At 72.6% G+C, this 16396-nt stretch carries 17 protein-coding genes and 1 pseudogene; 5 read left to right on the top strand and 13 right to left on the bottom strand.

Annotation, left to right across the window (positions count from 1 at the left end):
* Positions 1 to 36: 36 nt before the first annotated feature.
* Both ELX43_RS08775 and ELX43_RS08770 read right to left on the bottom strand, forming a co-directional pair.
* Entirely contained in the window at positions 37 to 459 is a 423-nt protein-coding gene (locus ELX43_RS08775) for a chemotaxis protein CheW (RefSeq protein ID WP_127783046.1), read from the bottom strand.
* Positions 456 to 2729, bottom strand: a complete 2274-nt coding sequence (locus tag ELX43_RS08770) for a chemotaxis protein CheW (protein ID WP_206518155.1) — start codon at positions 2727 to 2729, stop codon at positions 456 to 458. Before ELX43_RS08770 ends, ELX43_RS08775 begins: the two co-directional genes overlap by 4 nt.
* A gap of 201 nt (positions 2730 to 2930) precedes the next feature.
* Between ELX43_RS08770 and ELX43_RS08765 the strand changes: the two genes are divergently transcribed.
* From ELX43_RS08765 to csrA, 5 genes and pseudogenes are all read left to right on the top strand, one after another.
* Positions 2931 to 3434, top strand: a complete 504-nt coding sequence (locus tag ELX43_RS08765) for a flagellar protein FlgN (RefSeq protein WP_127783044.1) — start codon at positions 2931 to 2933, stop codon at positions 3432 to 3434.
* The gene (gene flgK / locus ELX43_RS08760; RefSeq protein WP_127783043.1) at positions 3431 to 4786 is read left to right on the top strand and encodes a flagellar hook-associated protein FlgK; all 1356 of its coding nucleotides are present in this window, start codon (positions 3431 to 3433) and stop codon (positions 4784 to 4786) included. The genes ELX43_RS08765 and flgK overlap by 4 nt, the downstream gene beginning before the upstream one ends.
* Before the next feature lie 2 nt (positions 4787 to 4788).
* On the top strand, positions 4789 to 5667 hold the full coding sequence (flgL, locus tag ELX43_RS08755; RefSeq protein ID WP_127783042.1) for a flagellar hook-associated protein FlgL: 879 nt from the start codon (positions 4789 to 4791) through the stop codon (positions 5665 to 5667).
* 14 nt (positions 5668 to 5681) lie between these two features.
* On the top strand, positions 5682 to 6143 hold the full coding sequence (locus ELX43_RS08750) for a flagellar assembly protein FliW (RefSeq protein ID WP_241249888.1): 462 nt from the start codon (positions 5682 to 5684) through the stop codon (positions 6141 to 6143).
* A 48-nt stretch (positions 6144 to 6191) separates the two neighbouring features.
* Positions 6192 to 6386 (top strand): annotated as a pseudogene (gene csrA / locus ELX43_RS18225) (carbon storage regulator CsrA); the annotation flags it as partial.
* Between the two features lie 238 nt (positions 6387 to 6624).
* On the opposite strand, the gene ELX43_RS08735 reads toward csrA, so the two are convergent.
* The 11 genes from ELX43_RS08735 to ELX43_RS08685 form a co-directional block, all read right to left on the bottom strand.
* Complete coding sequence (locus ELX43_RS08735) at positions 6625 to 6843, bottom strand: hypothetical protein (RefSeq protein WP_127783039.1); 219 nt, start codon at positions 6841 to 6843, stop codon at positions 6625 to 6627.
* A 57-nt stretch (positions 6844 to 6900) separates the two neighbouring features.
* Positions 6901 to 8196 carry a hypothetical protein gene (locus ELX43_RS08730; RefSeq protein WP_127783038.1) on the bottom strand — a complete coding sequence of 432 codons (1296 nt, stop codon included), beginning with the start codon at positions 8194 to 8196 and terminating at the stop codon, positions 6901 to 6903.
* Between the two features lies 1 nt (position 8197).
* Positions 8198 to 10252 carry a flagellar biosynthesis protein FlhA gene (gene flhA, locus ELX43_RS08725; RefSeq protein ID WP_127783037.1) on the bottom strand — a complete coding sequence of 685 codons (2055 nt, stop codon included), beginning with the start codon at positions 10250 to 10252 and terminating at the stop codon, positions 8198 to 8200.
* A gap of 173 nt (positions 10253 to 10425) precedes the next feature.
* The gene (locus ELX43_RS08720; RefSeq protein ID WP_127783036.1) at positions 10426 to 11520 is read right to left on the bottom strand and encodes an EscU/YscU/HrcU family type III secretion system export apparatus switch protein; all 1095 of its coding nucleotides are present in this window, start codon (positions 11518 to 11520) and stop codon (positions 10426 to 10428) included.
* A complete protein-coding gene (locus ELX43_RS08715) occupies positions 11520 to 12281 on the bottom strand; it encodes a flagellar biosynthetic protein FliR (RefSeq protein ID WP_127783035.1) in 762 nt (253 codons plus the stop codon). The genes ELX43_RS08720 and ELX43_RS08715 overlap by 1 nt, the downstream gene beginning before the upstream one ends.
* 29 nt (positions 12282 to 12310) lie before the next feature.
* Complete coding sequence (locus ELX43_RS08710) at positions 12311 to 12580, bottom strand: flagellar biosynthetic protein FliQ (RefSeq protein ID WP_127783034.1); 270 nt, start codon at positions 12578 to 12580, stop codon at positions 12311 to 12313.
* Positions 12581 to 12639: 59 nt separating this feature from the next.
* On the bottom strand, positions 12640 to 13536 hold the full coding sequence (gene fliP, locus ELX43_RS08705) for a flagellar type III secretion system pore protein FliP (protein ID WP_206518154.1): 897 nt from the start codon (positions 13534 to 13536) through the stop codon (positions 12640 to 12642).
* A complete protein-coding gene (locus ELX43_RS08700; protein WP_127783033.1) occupies positions 13533 to 14009 on the bottom strand; it encodes a flagellar biosynthetic protein FliO in 477 nt (158 codons plus the stop codon). The genes fliP and ELX43_RS08700 overlap by 4 nt, the downstream gene beginning before the upstream one ends.
* On the bottom strand, positions 14006 to 14794 hold the full coding sequence (gene fliN / locus ELX43_RS08695) for a flagellar motor switch protein FliN (protein ID WP_127783032.1): 789 nt from the start codon (positions 14792 to 14794) through the stop codon (positions 14006 to 14008). Before fliN ends, ELX43_RS08700 begins: the two co-directional genes overlap by 4 nt.
* The gene (locus ELX43_RS08690; protein ID WP_127783031.1) at positions 14791 to 15705 is read right to left on the bottom strand and encodes a flagellar motor switch protein FliM; all 915 of its coding nucleotides are present in this window, start codon (positions 15703 to 15705) and stop codon (positions 14791 to 14793) included. The genes fliN and ELX43_RS08690 overlap by 4 nt, the downstream gene beginning before the upstream one ends.
* 159 nt (positions 15706 to 15864) lie before the next feature.
* Positions 15865 to 16365 carry a flagellar basal body-associated FliL family protein gene (locus ELX43_RS08685; protein ID WP_127783030.1) on the bottom strand — a complete coding sequence of 167 codons (501 nt, stop codon included), beginning with the start codon at positions 16363 to 16365 and terminating at the stop codon, positions 15865 to 15867.
* Positions 16366 to 16396 lie beyond the last annotated feature (31 nt).

Below are 16396 nucleotides of genomic sequence, written 5' to 3'. Positions count from 1 at the left end.
TGCGGGGCCGCATGAGCGAAGGCGCGGAAATGCCCGTCACCCGGTGACCGCGGCCGCCACGTCGAGGCTGAGCACCAGGTGGTCGTCGAGCTTGTGGGCACCGAGCACCAGGTCGCGTCCCACGCCCCGCACGGTGTCCGGCAGCGGCTCGAAGCTGCTCTCGTCCACCTCGACGACCGCGCCGACACGGTCCACCAGCAGGGCCACGCACTCCCCAGCCACCAGCACCACCACCAGCATCGGTGCCAGCTCGGCCGGACGCGGGGACAGCTGCAGCCGGGTGCGCAGGTCCACGGCGGTGACCACCTGCCCCCGCAGGTTGAGCAGCCCCGCGATGGCTGCCGGCGCTCCGGGCACCCGGGTGAGGGCTTGGTGGCGCAGCACCTCCCGCACGCGGTCCACGCCCACCCCGTAGAGGCTCTCGCCCAGCCAGAAGGTGGCCAGCTGGGTGCTGCTCATGCCCCGGCCCCGGCCAGCTCGGGGGCAGTGGGCTCGGGGGCAGTGGGCTCGGGGATGGCGGGCCCAGGGAGAGCGGCCTCGGGGACGGCGGCGCCGAAGTCCGGGTCCACCGAGCGGATGGCGCGCTCCACGTCCACCACGCCCACGATCTGGCCCTTCACCACCACGGTGCCCAGGTAGCGGCGGTCGTCGGTGCCGCGGTAGGGGGAGCCGTCGTGCTCGGCGATGTCCAGGATCTCCTCCACCACCACGGCCACGCTGCGCCCGCCCCGGGAGCACACCGCCACCGGCAGCTCGGTGCGGTGCGGTGCGCACGGCACGTCCAGGTACCGGCTGAGCCGGACCAGCGGGAGGATGGCGCCCCGGTGCTGCACCAGCTCGCTGGTGCCCACCTGCTCCACGCGCGCGGCGGCGATCATCTCCAGCCGGGTGACCACGGCCATGGCGATGGCCACCTGGCGCCCCTCGCCCACGGTCGCGACGAGCAGCCGCTGGGGCTCGCGCTCAGCCACGCTGCCCGTCCGCTCAGGGGCCCGGAGGTTGCGCTCGGCCAGGTCGGGGTGGAGCCCGCGGCGGGCGAGGTTCTGCACGTCCAGGATCAGCGCAACCCGGCCGTCGCCGAGGATCGTCGCCCCGGAGTAGAGGCTGGTGCCGTCCGTCGCCGGGCCGCCCGGCGCCAGGCCGCGCAGCACCGGGCTCAGGGCCTTGACCACGATCTCCTCGGTGTTGACCACCCCGTCGACCAGCAGGCCGAAGCGGCGGCTGCCGGCCTGCACCACCACGACCACCTGCGCGCCGCGGGCGTGGTCGTGGCGCAGGCCGAGCTCGCGAGCGAGGTCGACCAGCGGGAGCAGCGCACCACGGAGGCGGTAGACCGGGGCGCCGGCCACGTCCTCGATGGCTGCGGCCTCCACCGCCACCAGCTCCAGCAGGCTGCTCTGGGGGATGGCGAAGCGCTCGGTGGCGCACGCCACGGTGAGCGCGGGCACGATGGCCAGGGTCAGCGGGACGCGCAGCCGGCACACCGTCCCGGTGCCGGGCGTCGACTCGAGCTCGATGGTGCCGCCGATGGACTCGATGTTGGTCTTGACCACGTCCATGCCGACCCCGCGGCCGGAGACGGTGGTGATCGTGGTGGCGGTGGAGAACCCGGGGTGGAAGACCAGGTGCAGCACGTCGCCGTCGGACATCTCGGCGAGCTGCGCGGCGCTGCGCAGTCCCCGCTCGAGGGCACGCTGGGCCACCCGGGCGGGATCGATGCCGGCGCCGTCGTCGGCGACCTCCACCACCACCTGGCCGCTGTGGTGGTAGGAGCGCAGGTGCACGGTGCCCTCCGCGGGCTTGCCGGCCGCCACCCGGGTCTCGGGTGGTTCGATCCCGTGGTCGACGGCGTTGCGCACCAGGTGGGTGAGCGGGTCCTTGATGGCCTCGAGCAGCGCGCGGTCGAGCTCGGTGTCCTGGCCGGTCATCAGCAGCCGCACCTGCCGACCGCACTGGGCGCCGAGGTCGCGCACCACGCGGGGCAGCCTCGACCACAGGTGGTCGATGGGCTGCATCCGGGTCTGCATGATGCTCTCCTGCAGCTCGGTGGTGATGGCGCTGAGCCGCTGGGCGGTGCGGGTGAGGGCGGGGTCGTGCAGCGCCCCGACGCCGCGCAGCAGCTGGTTGCGGGCCAGCACCAGCTCGCCGGCCAGCTGCATCAGGGTGTCCAGCACCTCCACGTCCACCCGCAGCGATCCCTCCGCCGCCGAGCGGCGCGCCGGGGCAGCCAGCTCGCCGACCGGCGCCGGCACGGCAGGGAGAGCAGGGGGTGGGGGAGCGGGGGCCGGGGCAGGAGCTGCGGCCACCACGGCGGGTGCCGGGATCACCTCCCGAACTGTCGGCGGGCTGGTCGGGTCGGCCAGCAGGGCCCGCAGCCGCGCGGACACGGCCTCGGTCTCCACCTCGCCCTCGCTGCCGTCGGCCTCGATGGTGGCCAGCAGGGCGCGAACGGTGTCCACCATCTCCAGCAGCACGTCCGCCGTGGCGGTGCTCATGCGCTGCTGACCGTCCCGCAGCCGCGACAGCAGCGACTCACCGGTGTGGGTGAGCTGCTCCAGCCGGTTGAAGGCCAGGAAGCCGCTGGTCCCCTTGATGGTGTGGATGGTGCGGAACGCGCTCGCCAGGGCCTCGCGCGAGGTCGGCTCGACCTCGAGGGCGAGGAGGTCGCGGTCGAGCTGGTCGAGGTTCTCCCCGCTCTCCACCAGGAACTCCTGGACGATCTCGTCCATCTCATCCACGCTGCCTGCCTCCATCGTCCGCGACAGCAGCCCAATCGGCCGCTGCCCCAACAACATGAGGTCACCCCGGCGCCGCGGCACGCCTGGGCGGGGACGTCGGCGGTGTGATGGGGTGAGGGCAGAGACGTCCACGGGCTCAGGTCCCGCTGCCGACGGCCGATCAGACAGGCAAGTCGGAGGATTGGGTTGATCATGGTTCAGACGAAGGAAGCAGCGGGCTACTCCGCCGTGTCGACGGTGCTGTGGCGCGAGCGGGAGGCCCTGCAGCACGTGCAGTTCAAGCTGGTCCAGCAGCAGCTGATCCTGCAGTCGGGCCAGACCCGGATGCTGGACTCGGCCACCGAGGAGCTGGAGTCCGCGCTGGACCAGCTGCGCTGCACCGAGGTGCTGCGGGCCATCGAGAGCGAGGTGATCGCCGCCGACCTGGAGGTCGACGAGCTGCCCACCCTGGCCGAGCTCGCCGCCGAGGCGCCGGAGCCGTGGGCCACCGTGCTCACCGAGCACCGCAGCGCGCTGCGGGCGCTGACCGACGAGGTGGACACCACCACCCGGACCAACCGTGAGCTGCTCACCGCCGGCGCGAGCACGGTGCGGGAGTCGCTGCAGCAGCTCACCGGCAGCCTGGACACCTACGACCACCGCGGCGGTGCCGAAGCCACCGGTCGCGCACCGGTGCTGATGGACCAGCAGGCATGAGCAGCACCTTCGCCGGCATCAGCACAGCGATGTCGGGCCTCGCGGCGCAGCGCTACGCCCTGGACGTGACGGGGCAGAACATCAACAACGCCGGCGTCGCGGGGTACACCCGCCAGCGGGCGGACCTGGCGTCGGTGGGCCCGGTCGCGGGCGTGCCCAGCATGTACTCGACTCCGCACGCCGCGACCGGAGTGACCATCGCCGGCACCAGCCGGCTCAACGACCCCGTGGTGGACGCCAGGGCCCGGGTGGAGCACGGCCAGAACGGCTACCTGCAGACCAGTGCCGGCACGCTGTCCAGCGTGGAGGGCCTGTTCCTCGAGCCCAGCGACACCGGGCTGTCGGAGGAGCTCAACGGGTTCTGGAAGTCCTGGACCGAGGTGGCCAACCACCCGGGCAACTTGGACGCCCGCAACGTGGTGCTGGTCAAGGCGGCTGGGCTGGCCGCATCGATCACCGCCACCGCCGGTGCGCTGCAGCGGCTGACCGAGGGTGTCGGTACCCAGCTGGCCGAGGCGGCCGGCAAGGTCGACACCTCGGCCACCGCGCTGGCCGAGGTGAACCGAGCCCTCACCCTGGCCACGGCGACCGGCTCCAGCACCAACGCGCTGGCTGACCAGCGCGACTCCCTGCTGATGACGCTGGCCGACCTGACCGGGGCGCAGTCCACCATCACGCGCGACGGCAGCGCCACCGTGGTGCTCGGCGGGCGCACGCTGGTCTCCGGTGGCACCGCGGCCACCGTGGCGGCCGGCCCCGGCGGTGGGCTCACCGTGGCCGGCGAGGCCCCCGCCGGCCGGGTCGGCGGCGTGCTCGGCAGCCTGTCGGACGCCCTCGCCACGGTGCTGCCCGGCTACGCCGCCCGCCTGGACACCGTGGCCGCCGGGCTGGCGGAGAGCGTCAACGCGGTGCAGACCAGCGGATACACCCTGGCCGGCGCGGCCGGCACCGCCCTGTTCACCGGCACCACCGCCGCCACGCTGCGGGTGGCGGTGACCGACCCGGCCGACCTGGCTGCCTCGGCCAGCCCCGGCGGCAACCTCGACGGCTCCCTGGCCGGGCGGATGGCGGCGCTGGGCACCGCCCCCTCCGGCGCCGACGCCCGCTACCGGCAGCTGGTGAGCACCCTCGGCTCCGAGGTGCAGGCCACCAGCCGCCAGGCCGCGGTGCAGCAGGCGCTGACCACCAGCGTCGACGACCTCGCCCAGGCGGCCTCCGGGGTCAGCCTGGACGAGGAGACCGCCAACCTGCTCACCTACCAGCGGGCCTACCAGGCCGCCTCCCGCGTGCTCAGCACGGTGGACGAGATGCTGGACACGCTCATCAGCCGCACCGGAAGGGTGGGCCTGTAACCATGCGAGTCACCGAGCAGTCCTCGGCCCGGGCCACCCTGGCCGGGCTGCAGTCCACCGCCTCGCGGCTGCAGGACGTGCAGGCGCGGCTGTCGTCAGGCCGCCAGATCACCAAGCCGTCGGACTCCCCGTCGGGCACCGCCACCGCCCTGCACCTGCGCTCCGAGCTGCGCCGCACCGAGCAGCACCAGAGCAGCGCCACCGACGCGCTCGGGTGGCTGACCACGGTCGACTCCACCCTGAGCGCGGTGGGCAACCAGGTGCAGCAGGTGCGCACCCTGGTGCTGCAGGGCCTCAACACCGGCAGCGCCGACGCCACGTCCAACGAGGCGCTCGCCCAGCAGGTGGACCAGGCCCGCACGGCGCTGCTGTCGCTGGCCAACGCCACCCACCAGGGCCGCCCCGTCTTCGGTGGCACCACCGCCGGGCCGATGGCCTTCGACCGCAGCGGGGCCTACGTCGGCGACGCCGGCACGGTGCAGCGCACGGTGGGACCCAACAACGAAGTCACCGTCAGCGGCTCCGGGACCGCGGCGTTCGGCAGCCCGGGCAACACCGTCTTCGACGTGCTCACCGACATCGCGGCCAAGCTGCGCAGCAACCCCGCCGCGCTGGGCCCGGAGCTGTCCAGGTTGGACAGCGCCCGTCAGGCCGTCACCGGCCAGCAGGCGCTGGCCGGGTCGCGCTACCAGAGCGTCCAGTCGGTGCAGACGGCGACGCTGGTGCAGACCACCCAGCTGAAGACCCAGCTCTCCGAGCTGCAGGACATCGACCTGGCGGACACCGTGATCGCGCTGACCACTGCGGACACCGCCTACCAGGCAGCCCTGGCTACCACGGCCAAGATCCGTCAGATCTCCCTGCTGGACTACTTGAGGTGACTGTGTTGACTGAGGTGACTGTGCTGGACGGCCCGACGACGCTGGACGGGCCGGCGGTGACGGCCAGCGGCGCCCCCGCCGCCGCACTGCCCCGCACGGTGCGGCTGGCCGAGCCCATCCCGGGCTTTCCCGACCACCACGAGTTCACCCTGGACCCGGTGGACGAGGGCGGCGTGCTGTACGCGCTGCGCTCGGCGCGCACCCCGTCGCTGCGGTTCATCCTCGCCGACCCGGCCACGTTCTTCCCGGACTACTCCCCGGCGATCAGCGCCGCTGACCTCGGCTGCCTCGGCGTGGCCGACGACGAGGAGGTGTCGGTGCTGGTGATCGTCACCCTCACCGACCGGCTGGACGACGCCACCGCCAACCTGCTCGCACCGGTGGTCATCGCCCCCCGCCTGGGCACCGGGGTGCAGCTGGTGCTGCGCGACACGTCGCTGTCGCTGCGCGTCCCGCTGCTGGCGTCCGCACGATAGCGTGGGCGTCGCCGAGACCGGCTCACCCACAACGCCTGGAGCAACACCGTGCTGATCCTCACTCGCCGTGCCGGCGAGAGCATCATGATCGGGGACGACATCGTCATCACGGTGTCGGAGGTCCGTGGCGACGCGGTGCGGGTGGGCATCGAGGCCCCTCGGGCGGTGCAGGTGCACCGCGAGGAGGTCTACCGGGAGCTGCAGCAGGCCAACGCCCAGGCCGTGACCACCAGCGACGACGCCCTGGCTGCGCTGCGCACGGCTCTCGATCCAGCCGGCAGCAAGCCGGACCCCGCGACCGACTAGACGAGTCGGCCAGGGCAGCACCGGCTCCGACCCCTGCTGGGCGCCGAGCGCCATCCACTTCTTTCGCTTCTCGATGGAGCCCTTCCCTCGGCTCGTGCGAGCGACGTAGACGTCGTACAGCCACGCAAGGGTGGCCTGGTCCGTGACCTCCCGGGCGTCATCGCGCTGAACGGGTTCAGCGGGCCACCGGTCCGCGCCCCGCGGCGCCGGCCGGTGCTGGCTGTGGAGGTGCAGTGACGGCGCGCAGCGCGGCCACCATCAGCGCCGCCACCGGCACGGCGACCAGGAAGCGGACTCCGGCGGTGGTCGGGCTCATCGACTCCACGACGAACGCCGACCACAGCGCGGGCACGCTCATCACCAGGGCGAGCAGCAGGACGGACCAACGAAACATCGGGTACCTCTCGGTCGATCAGGAACGGGCGGCGGCGGAGCCGGGGCAGGGGCCAGCTCAGGTGCTTGCCCGACGAGCACCGGTGCGCAACAGGGCGAACAGCAGCCCCGCCCAGGCGGTCGCGTCGGCAGGGCGCCCGTCCAGCAGCGCCACGGGCAGGTCCAGGTCCCACACGGTGGCGGGGCTGGTGCTGCGCCGCGAGGAGTGCACGCAGAGCGCGTCGACGCCGAGCGGGCGCAGCCGGGCGCGGGTGTCCTCGGTCTTGCTGGTGGCGTCCACCACCGCCCACACCACGGTCGGGTGCAGCGCCTGCAGCATCGCCGGGCCCCAGGGGTCCTCGCCGTGCTCAGGCCCACCGTCGGTGCCCAGCACCAGCACGGCGGGGGTGGTGGCGGTGGTCAGCTCCGCGCGCAGGGCGGTCGCCTCGGCCGGGGTGCTCATCACCGGGGTGCCGGGGTGGGCCAGCACCGGGTCGCCGGGGTGCCCGGCCACCCGGATGCCGGCGGGGTCCAGCCGCAGCGTGGCCGCCACGGCGTGCGCGGTGCGCAGGCTGGGGGCGAGATCGCCCACCAGCACCAGCAGCTCGCCGGCACCGCGGGGCGGCAGCGGGGGTGGAGGCAGCTCGTCCAGGATGTCGGCCAGCGCCTGGAAGACGTTGTCGGTGCCGGCGGCGGGGCCGGTGAGCACGGGGACGCCGAGGTCGCGCAGCTGCACCAGCATCTCCATCCGCCGCCGGGTGGCCGCGCCGCCACCGACGCTGGGCGCCGCCGGTGACCGGGGGAGGTCCAGCAGCCCAGCGTCCGGCACATCGTCGGGACCGTCGCTGGTGTGGCCGGTGCCGTTGACGGAGCCGTGGTCGTTGAAGGAGCCGGTGTCGTTGGGGGAGCTGGTGCCGCCGACGAGGTTCTGCAGCACCTGGGCGAAGTCGAGCTCGTGCGGGGTGCCGTTGAGCGTGCTCTCCCGGTGGTCGGTGGAGCCCAGCAGGTCCAGCAGGGCGTCGTCGACGTGCCAGCCGTCCTCCGAGGCGGACAGCGTCCGGCCGTCGCTCGAGGTGTCCACGTGGTCCAGCCGGTCAGCGTCCGCCACCAGCGCCGCGACCGGGTCCAGCTCGGCCGGCTCCAGCGCTGCGGCCGGGTCCACCTCGGCCGGGGCGGGTGGCGCGGCCTGCACCCGGTAGGTGAGGCGGAAGGACTCGCGGGCGAAGAAGCCGGCCACGCCGCCACGGCGCACCCGCTCGTGGCTGAGCACGCTGATGTCGCCGTGGCGCTCCCGCAGCTGCTCCACCAGGCGGCGCACGTCGCTGCCCTCGGCAGTCAGCACCCCGGTGGTGTCTGCCGTCTCGGCGTCGCTCATGTCAGACACCGACCGTGCGGCCGTCGGCCACCACGCCCACGGTGTCCACGGCCACCGCGTTGTGGGAGATCTCCGAGTACGACATCACCGGCAGGTCGGGCACCGTGCTGGCGATCAACCGGCGCAGTGGCAGCCGGATCTGCGGTGCGCAGGCCAGCACCGGGCGGTAGCCGTGCTCCAGGGCCTGCTGGTGCATCCGGGCCACGCCCTCCAGCACGCCCTCGAGCAGGTCCGGGGTGGGCAGCAGCTGCACCCCGGTCTCGCTGGGCCGCAGCGACTCCAGCAGGCCCTGCTGCATGGACGGCTCGAGGGTCAGCACGCTGAGGCGCCCGTCGGTCAGGTGGGCCGCGGTGATGGCTGGGGCCAGGGCCAGGCGCGCAGCCTCCACCAGCCGGTCGGGGTCGGTGCCGGTCTTCGCGGCCAGCGAGAGCGCCTCGAAGATGCGCACCAGGTCGCGGATGGGCACCCCCTCGTCGAGCAGCGCCCGCAGCACCCGCTGCACCTCGCCCAGGCTCAGCAGGGCGGGGGTGAGGTCCTCCACCACCACTGGGTGGCTGCGCTTGAGGGCCTGGGTGAGCGCGGCGGTGTCCTCGCGACCCAGCAGCTGGCTGGCGTGGGTGCGCACGATCTCGGAGAGGTGCGTGATGATCACCGACGACTGGTCCACCACGGTGGCTCCGAGCATCTCCGCCTGGCCACGCAGGCTGGTGTGGATCCACTTGCCGGTCAGCCCGAACACCGGCTCCTGGCCCACCACGCCGGGCAGGTTGTCCAGGTTGTCGCCGATGGCCAGGGCGGTGCCGGCCGGCGCGGCGCCGCGGGCGACCTCCACGCCGTTGACGCTGATGGCGTAGGTGGAGGCGGGCAGGTCCAGGTTGTCGCGGGTGCGCACCGGCGGCATCACCAGGCCTAGCTCCAGCGCGAGCTTGCGGCGCAGGGCGCGCACCCGGTCGAGCAGGTCGGCGCCGGCGCCGTCCACCAGGGAGATCATGTCCGGGGCCAGCGCCAGCTCCAGCGGGTCGACCGCCAGGTCGTCCAGCAGCGCGTTGGTGCTGTCCGGGGCGGGGCCGGTGGCGGTGGCGGCCTCGAGCATCGCCGCCTCGGCCGCCTCCTGCTTGGTGGTCGCGCCCAGGCGCTGGGCCAGGAACAGCAGCAGTCCGCCCACGGCGATGAACGGCAGCTTGGGTAGGCCCGGCACCAGGCACAGCGCGATCGCGGCGCCACCGGCGATCTGCAGCGCGCGCTGGTGCCGGCCCAGCTGGGCGGCGACCACCGTGCCCAGGTCGTCGGAGTCGCTGGAGCGGGTGACGATGAGGCCGGTGGCCACCGACAGCAGCAGCGCCGGGATCTGGGAGACCAGGCCGTCACCCACGGAGAGCAGGCTGTACTTGCTGACCGCCTCGCCCACGGGCATCCCGTGCGAGACCACCCCGATGGCGATGCCGCCGATGAGGTTGATCAGGGTGATCAGGATGGCCGCGATGGCGTCGCCCTTGACGAACTTGGAGGCGCCGTCCATCGAGCCGTAGAAGTCGGCCTCGGAGGAGACCTCGGCGCGCCGCTCACGGGCCTGCTTCTCGTCGATCAGGCCGGAGTTGAGGTCGGCGTCGATGGCCATCTGCTTGCCGGGCATGGCGTCCAGGGTGAACCGCGCGCCCACCTCGGCCACCCGCCCGGCGCCGTTGGTGATGACCACGAACTGCACCACCAGCAGGATGGTGAAGATCATCAGCCCGATGATCAGCGAGCCGCCGATGACGAAGTGGCCGAAGGCGCCGATGACCTCACCGGCGTAGCCGTCGGTGAGCACCAGGCGGGTGGCGGAGATGTTCAGCGCGAGCCGGAAGAGCGTGGCGATGAGCAGCAGCGAGGGGAAGCTGGAGAAGTCCAGCGGCCGCTTGACGTACATGCTGACCAGCACGATGAGCACGGCCAGGGTGATGTTGAAGGCGATCAGCAGGTCCAGCACCATGGCAGGCACCGGCACCACCATCATCATGATGACGGAGACGATGCCGATGGGCACCGCCAGCTTGCTCAGCGACTTGGGATTCACGACACCTACTGCTCAGACGCGACGAGGAAGCGGCGAGGTGTCGCTGCTCCGGGGGCATGGCTCGGGGAACACTGCTGGTGCATCCCGGTCCCTGGGCTGCATCGACTCACCGTCCTGGCACTGGTTCTGTTCGGCAGCTGTCACCAGAACCTGAGTGCGGCAACGAAGTTGGATCAGTGTGCGACGGCGGGCAGCTGGTGGGTGCCGGCCACCGAACCGCGCCGGCGCAGCCGCATCACGAAGGCCAGCACGGTCGCCACGCCCTGGTACAGGTCGGCGGGGATCTCGTGGCCGATCTCGCAGGTGGCGTGCAGGCTGCGGGCCAGCGCCACGTCGCGCACCATCGGGATGCGGTGCTCGGCGGCCACCTCGCGGATGCGCGCGGCGGTGAAGTCCGCGCCCTTGGCGATCACCCGGGGCGCGCCGCGGGCGGGGTCGTAGCGCAGCGCCACGGCGAGGTGGGTGGGGTTGAGCACGATGACGTCGGCGGTGGGCAGGTCGGCCATCATCCGGTTGCGGCTCATGGCCAGCGCGCGCGAGCGGCGAGCGCCCTTCTGCACCGGGTCGCCCTCGGAGGTCTTGTGCTCCTGCTTCACCTCCTGCTTGGTCATCTTCAGCTGCTTGCTGGTGCGTCGGCGCACCACGATCACGTCCGCGATCGCCATCACCACCCCGGCCACCGCGCCGTAGCGCACCAGCCGCATCGCGGAGTCCACGGTGGTGTCCAGCACGCTGGTCAGCGGCAGCGTGCCGGCGCTCATCAGCGCCGGCACCAGGTCGCGCACCGACAGGTAGGTGATCCCGCACAGGACCCCGAGCTTGAGCATCGACTTGACCAGCTGCCACAGCCCCTGGGGGCCGAACATCCGCTTGACCCCGCTGAAGGGGTTGAGCCGCGACACCTTGGGCTTCCACAGCTTGGGCGCCAGGTAGATCCCGGCCTGCGAGCCCGAGGCCAGCACCGAGGTCAGCATCACCACCGCCGCCAGCGGCACGGTGGCCATCGCCGCCTCCAGCATGGTGTCGCGCGCCAGCTGCAGCGCCCGGCTGGTGTCAGGGGTGGTGATGAGCGCCCCGACCTGGACCATGGTGGCCCGGCACAGGCTCATCAGCGAGCTGCACACCATCGGGATGACGAAGCTGGCGGCGGCCAGGCTGAGCCAGGAGCCCAGCTCCGGGCTGTGCGCGATCTGGCCGTCCTTGCGGGCCTTCTTCTTCTTCTGCGGGGTGGCCTGCTCGGTCTTCTCACCCGCCGGCTTGCCCGCCATCAGCCGATCACCGCCGAGATCATCCGGCTGGCGGTGTCGGCCATGGTGGTGATCACCCCGGGCAGCGTGGTGAGCACCAGTCCCACCAGCCCGAGGGTCAGGCCGATCTTCAGCGGGAAGCTCACCGAGAAGATGTTCAGGTGCGGGGAGATCCGGCTGAGCAGGCCCAGCGCCACGTCGGCGATGAACAGCACCGCGATCATCGGGGCGGCGATCTGCAGCGCGGCGATGAACATGTCGGTCATGGCGGTGACCAGGGTGGCGCCGAGGTCGGACAGCGACAGGGTGGCGTCCAGCGGCAGCGCGGTGAAGGTGCGCAGGAAGCCGGTGATGATCACCAGGTGCGCGTTGCTGGCGAAGATCAGCACCGTGGTGAGCAGCGCGAACAGCCGCCCGAACACGGCGTTGGTGTTGGCCATCAGCGGGTCGTAGGCCGCGGCCAGGGAGAACCCCCCGAACAGGTCGACCATCGTCCCCGCCGCCTCGACGGCGGTGAACAGCAGCCGGGTGAGGAACCCCAGTGCGGCGCCGATCAGCAGCTGCTGCACGGCACTGCCCACCAGTGGCCCGATCTCCGCGGCGGGCACGTTCTGCCGGGCGGTGCCCACCACCACCAGCGACAGCACCCCGGCCAGCATCATCCGCACGGTGCGCGGCACGCCCGCGGTGGCCAGCGGTGGGGCGATCATCAGCCACGCGCCGATGCGGATCGAGGCCAGCAGCACCGCGAGCAGGCTCGCGGTGTCCAGCTGCACGCTCATCGCACGTCCACGGGTGGGCTCGCCCTCGCTCAGCTGGTCAGGGAGGGGATCTGGGTGAACAGCTGCTCGGTGAAGGTGATCATCGTGTGCATCATCCAGCTGCCGGAGACCAGCAGCGCCACCCCGACGCCGATCACCTTGGGCACGAAGGAGAGCGTGAACTCCTGGATCTGCGTCGCCGACTGGAACATCGAGATGGCGAAGCCGATGACCAGGGCGGTGAGCAGCACCGGCGCAGCCAGCTGGAAGCCGATCAGCATGGCCTGCAGTCCCAGGTGGACGATCGCGGTGTCGGTCATGGCGGGTACCTCGAGTCAGGGGTGGTTCGGCTGGGCACGGACGGGCGTGTGCTGGGGGATCAGCCGGTGTTGTAGCTGGTGACCAGGGAGTTGATGATCAGCCCCCAGCCGTCGGCGAGCACGAACAGCAGGATCTTGAACGGCAGGGACACCGTGACCGGCGGGAGCATCATCATTCCCAGCGACATGAGCGAGGACGACACGACCATGTCGATGATGAGGAACGGGATGAAGATGACGAAGCCGATGATCATCGCCGCCCGCAGCTCGGAGAGCACGAACGCCGGGATGAGCGTGGTCAGCTCCACGGCGTCCGGGCTGGGCGGGTTGGGCAGCTTGGCCGCCCGCAGCATCATCGCGATCTCCTCGGTGCGGGTGTGGGCGAGCATGAACTCCCGCAGCGGCTTGATGCCGTCGTCGAACGCGTCGGACTGCGTCTTGGTGCCGTTGAGGTAGGGCTGCAGCCCCTCGGAGTTCACCAGCTTCAGCACCGGCGTCATGATGAACAGGCTGAGGAACAACGAGAGCCCGGCGAGCACCTGGTTGGGTGGAACAGTGTTGAGCCCCAACGCATTTCGGGTGAGGCCGAGGACGACGAAGATCTTGGTGAAGCTCGTCATCAGCAGCAGGATCGACGGCGCCACCGACAGCACCGTGAGCAGCAGCAGGATGCTCACCGAGGTGCTGGGGGAGGGGTTGACGTCCACGGTCACCGAACCGGTGGGCGCATCGGGCGCCGTGGGCGGAGCCGGCGGGGTGGGCTCGGTCTGCTGGGGCAGCGGCTGGGCCACCGCGGCGGCCACCACCAGAGTCGCTCCTGGCGGGCTCGCCCCTGGCTGGGCCGAGGCGGCAGCGGCGTGCGGGGCGGCGGGGACGGCCAGCAGCAGGAACAGCCCGGCGAGCAGGGCCAGCACCGTGGTGCGCACCACCGGCCGGCCGGCCGGGCGGGTGCTCACCGGCGCGCCGTGAGGTCGCGGACGGCGTCCACCGCCTGGTGCCAGGTGCGGGGGGAGAGCACGGAGCCGTCCAGGCGACCCGGCGCGGTGGCGCTCTTCGTCAGCGTCACCGGCTCCGGCGCGGGCTCGGCGAGCGGGTCGGCGGTGGAGCCGGGGTTAGTGCTGGAGGGGCGGCGCAGCCGCCGCTCGCGCGGTGCCGGCGGCGTGGACAGCACGGTCTGCACCTGGTCCAGGTCGACCTCGGTGAGCAGGCGGATGCCCTGCTCGGTCACGCCGAGCACCAGGGCCTGGTCGAGCACCTTCACCACGGCCACCGAGGAGGTGCGGCTGAGCTGCTGGCGGGCCAGCACGGTCAGCACCTGGCCCGCACCGGCGCCGAGCGGCTTGCGGGCCCACTTGGCCAGGCCCCACATCACGAAGATCACGACGACCAGGGCGAGGATCATCCGGCCGACGAGCTCGACGGTGCTCACGCGGGTGCGGAGACCATCTCGTCACCGACCACGATCTCGGTGATCCGCAGACCGAAGTTCTCGTCCACCACCACCACCTCGCCGCGGGCGATGAGGTGCCCGTTGACCAGCAGGTCGGCCGGGGCGCCCGCCGCCCGGTCCAGCTCCACCACGGCGCCGTCGGTGAGGGTGAGCAGCTCGTTCACCGTCATGCGGGTGGCACCGATCTGGGCGGTGACCTCCATGTGCACGTCGCGCAGCAGGTCCAGGCCCCGCCGGATCTGCTGGGCACCCATGCCACCGGGGGCCGCGGCGGTGGCACGGGCCTCCTCCAGCGTCGGGTAGAGCGGCGTGGTGGGGGCCACCGCGGGCGCCGCCGACGCGGCGACCGCCAGGCCGACCACGGCGCGCACCACGCCCTGGTGCAGCAGCGGCACCACCGCGGCACCGGGCTTGCTGAGCAGGGCGTCCAGCGCGGGGCGCACGTCGAGCACCTGGCCGGGCCCGGTCTGCACGGTGCCCACGGTGCCGGCGGCGGCAGCCAGGGCGGGAGCCAGCGCCGAGCCCAGGTCGAGCGAGCCCAGCGCGGAGCCCTGCAGCGCCTCGCTCACGGCACGCTCCACGGCCACCACCACCTCGCCGCCGGTGCCGCCGGTGAAGCGGGCGGTGACCGCCACCCCGTCGAAGTCCAGCGCAGCGGTGTGGGTGACCGGCTCGCCCAGGGTGAGGGGTTCGGCGATGGGCAGCGCGGCGATGGCGGCGAGCGCGGCCTGGCGGACGGCGTCGGCCGGGGACGGGGTGGTCATGGTGTCTGCTCCAGGGGGGTGCCGATGACGAGGCCGGCGAGGCGGGTGCCCTGCCGTCCGGCGAGGGCGTGGGCGAAGGTGACGCCGCCGGCGTCGACCGTCAGCGGGGTGCTCACCGGGTGGTTGAGGCTGATGACCGAGCCGGGCACCAGGGCGATGACCTCCTGCGGGGTCAGCTGCAGGGGGCGGAAGGCCACCGAGACGTCCACCGGCACGTTGCCCATGGCTGAGCGCACCTGCCGCGCGGCCCGCTCCCGCGAGCTGCGCTCGGCGGCCGACTGGGGTGCGCCCTCCGCACCGACCTGCAGCCGCGGCTGCAGCGAGGCGAAGGGCACGCAGAGGGTGGCGACGCAGACCTGGTTGCCCACCCGCATCTCGAAGGAGGCCACCACCACGGTGTCAGCGGCGGGCACCGGCTGGATGAACTGCGGGTGGTACTCGAGGGTGCGCAGCGTGGGCGTCATGCCCACCGTGGGCTCGGTGGCGTAGGCGAGCACGGCGAGGATCTGGTCCAGCAGCGTGCGCAGCACCGTCACCTCGATGTCGGTGAGCTGGCGGGTGGGCTGCTCACCGCCCGCGCCACCGAGCATGTAGTCCAGGCACCCCAGCGCCGTGGGCACCGACATCTCGAAGATCGCCGTGCCCTGCAGCGGGGCGATGTCCAGCACCGCCATCAGGGTGGTCGGCTCCAGCCCGGCCGCGTACTCCTCGTAGGTCTGGTGCTCGATGGCCACCAGGTTGACCGTGCTCAGCTGGCGCAGGCCGCTGGTGAGCAGCGTGCCCAGCCGGCGACCGAAGGTCTCGTAGCTCAGCTGCAGGCCACGCATGTACTCCCGGGGCAGCTTGGCGGGCCTGCGGAAGTCGTACGGGACCGCGCCGGCGGGGGCCGTGCGGCGCAGCAGCCGCGCCACGGGCGCGGCTGTACCGGTCGAAGTGGGTGCCACATGGTTACTCTTCGACCGCGCTCGGCCGAACCTGAGGCGGCCTCCGACGACGGGCGTCGAGCGAGGTCCGCTCGGGGCCAAGGGTTTTCACGGATGGGGTTTTCACGGACACCCCCGGCGCGGGCATCACTGCATGACGAACTCCGTGTAGTACAGGTCCATGATCTGGTCGGGGTAGGCCTGCTGGAGCTTGCCCAGCAGCGCCGTCTTGGCCTCGGTGCGCGCGGCCTCGGTGCTCAGGCTGGCCATCGGCCGGTTGCTGAGCTCGCTGATCACCAGCTGCGCGGCCTTGCTGGTGTCCAGCGCCTCGTCCGCGCCCAGCACGGTCTGCAGGGCGATCTTCACCCGCAGGAAGTGCCCGTCGGCCAGGTTCAGGGTGGTGGTCTCCATGGCCACCACCGGCCCGGGCTCCGGGGGCCCTTCCTCGCCGGAGGGGGCGAGGAAGAAGTAGCCGGCGGCGGCGAGCAGGAGCACCACCACCGCGATCACGATGATCTTCTTGCGGCCGGCGCCGGCCTTGGCCGGAGCGTCGGTGGCGTCACCGGAGCGGCGCTTGGCCCCGGCGGCCGCAGCCCCGGACGGGGCGCTGCTCGCCGCTCGGGTGGTGGGGGCGGTGTCGACGGGCATGGGGCTCACTCCTGGTTCCGGCGTCGGGTGG

Origin of the sequence: Rhodococcus sp. X156 (assembly GCF_004006015.1) — a bacterium.
Taxonomy (GTDB): domain Bacteria; phylum Actinomycetota; class Actinomycetes; order Mycobacteriales; family Mycobacteriaceae; genus X156.
This window is presented reverse-complemented; position numbering and strand designations above follow the sequence as displayed.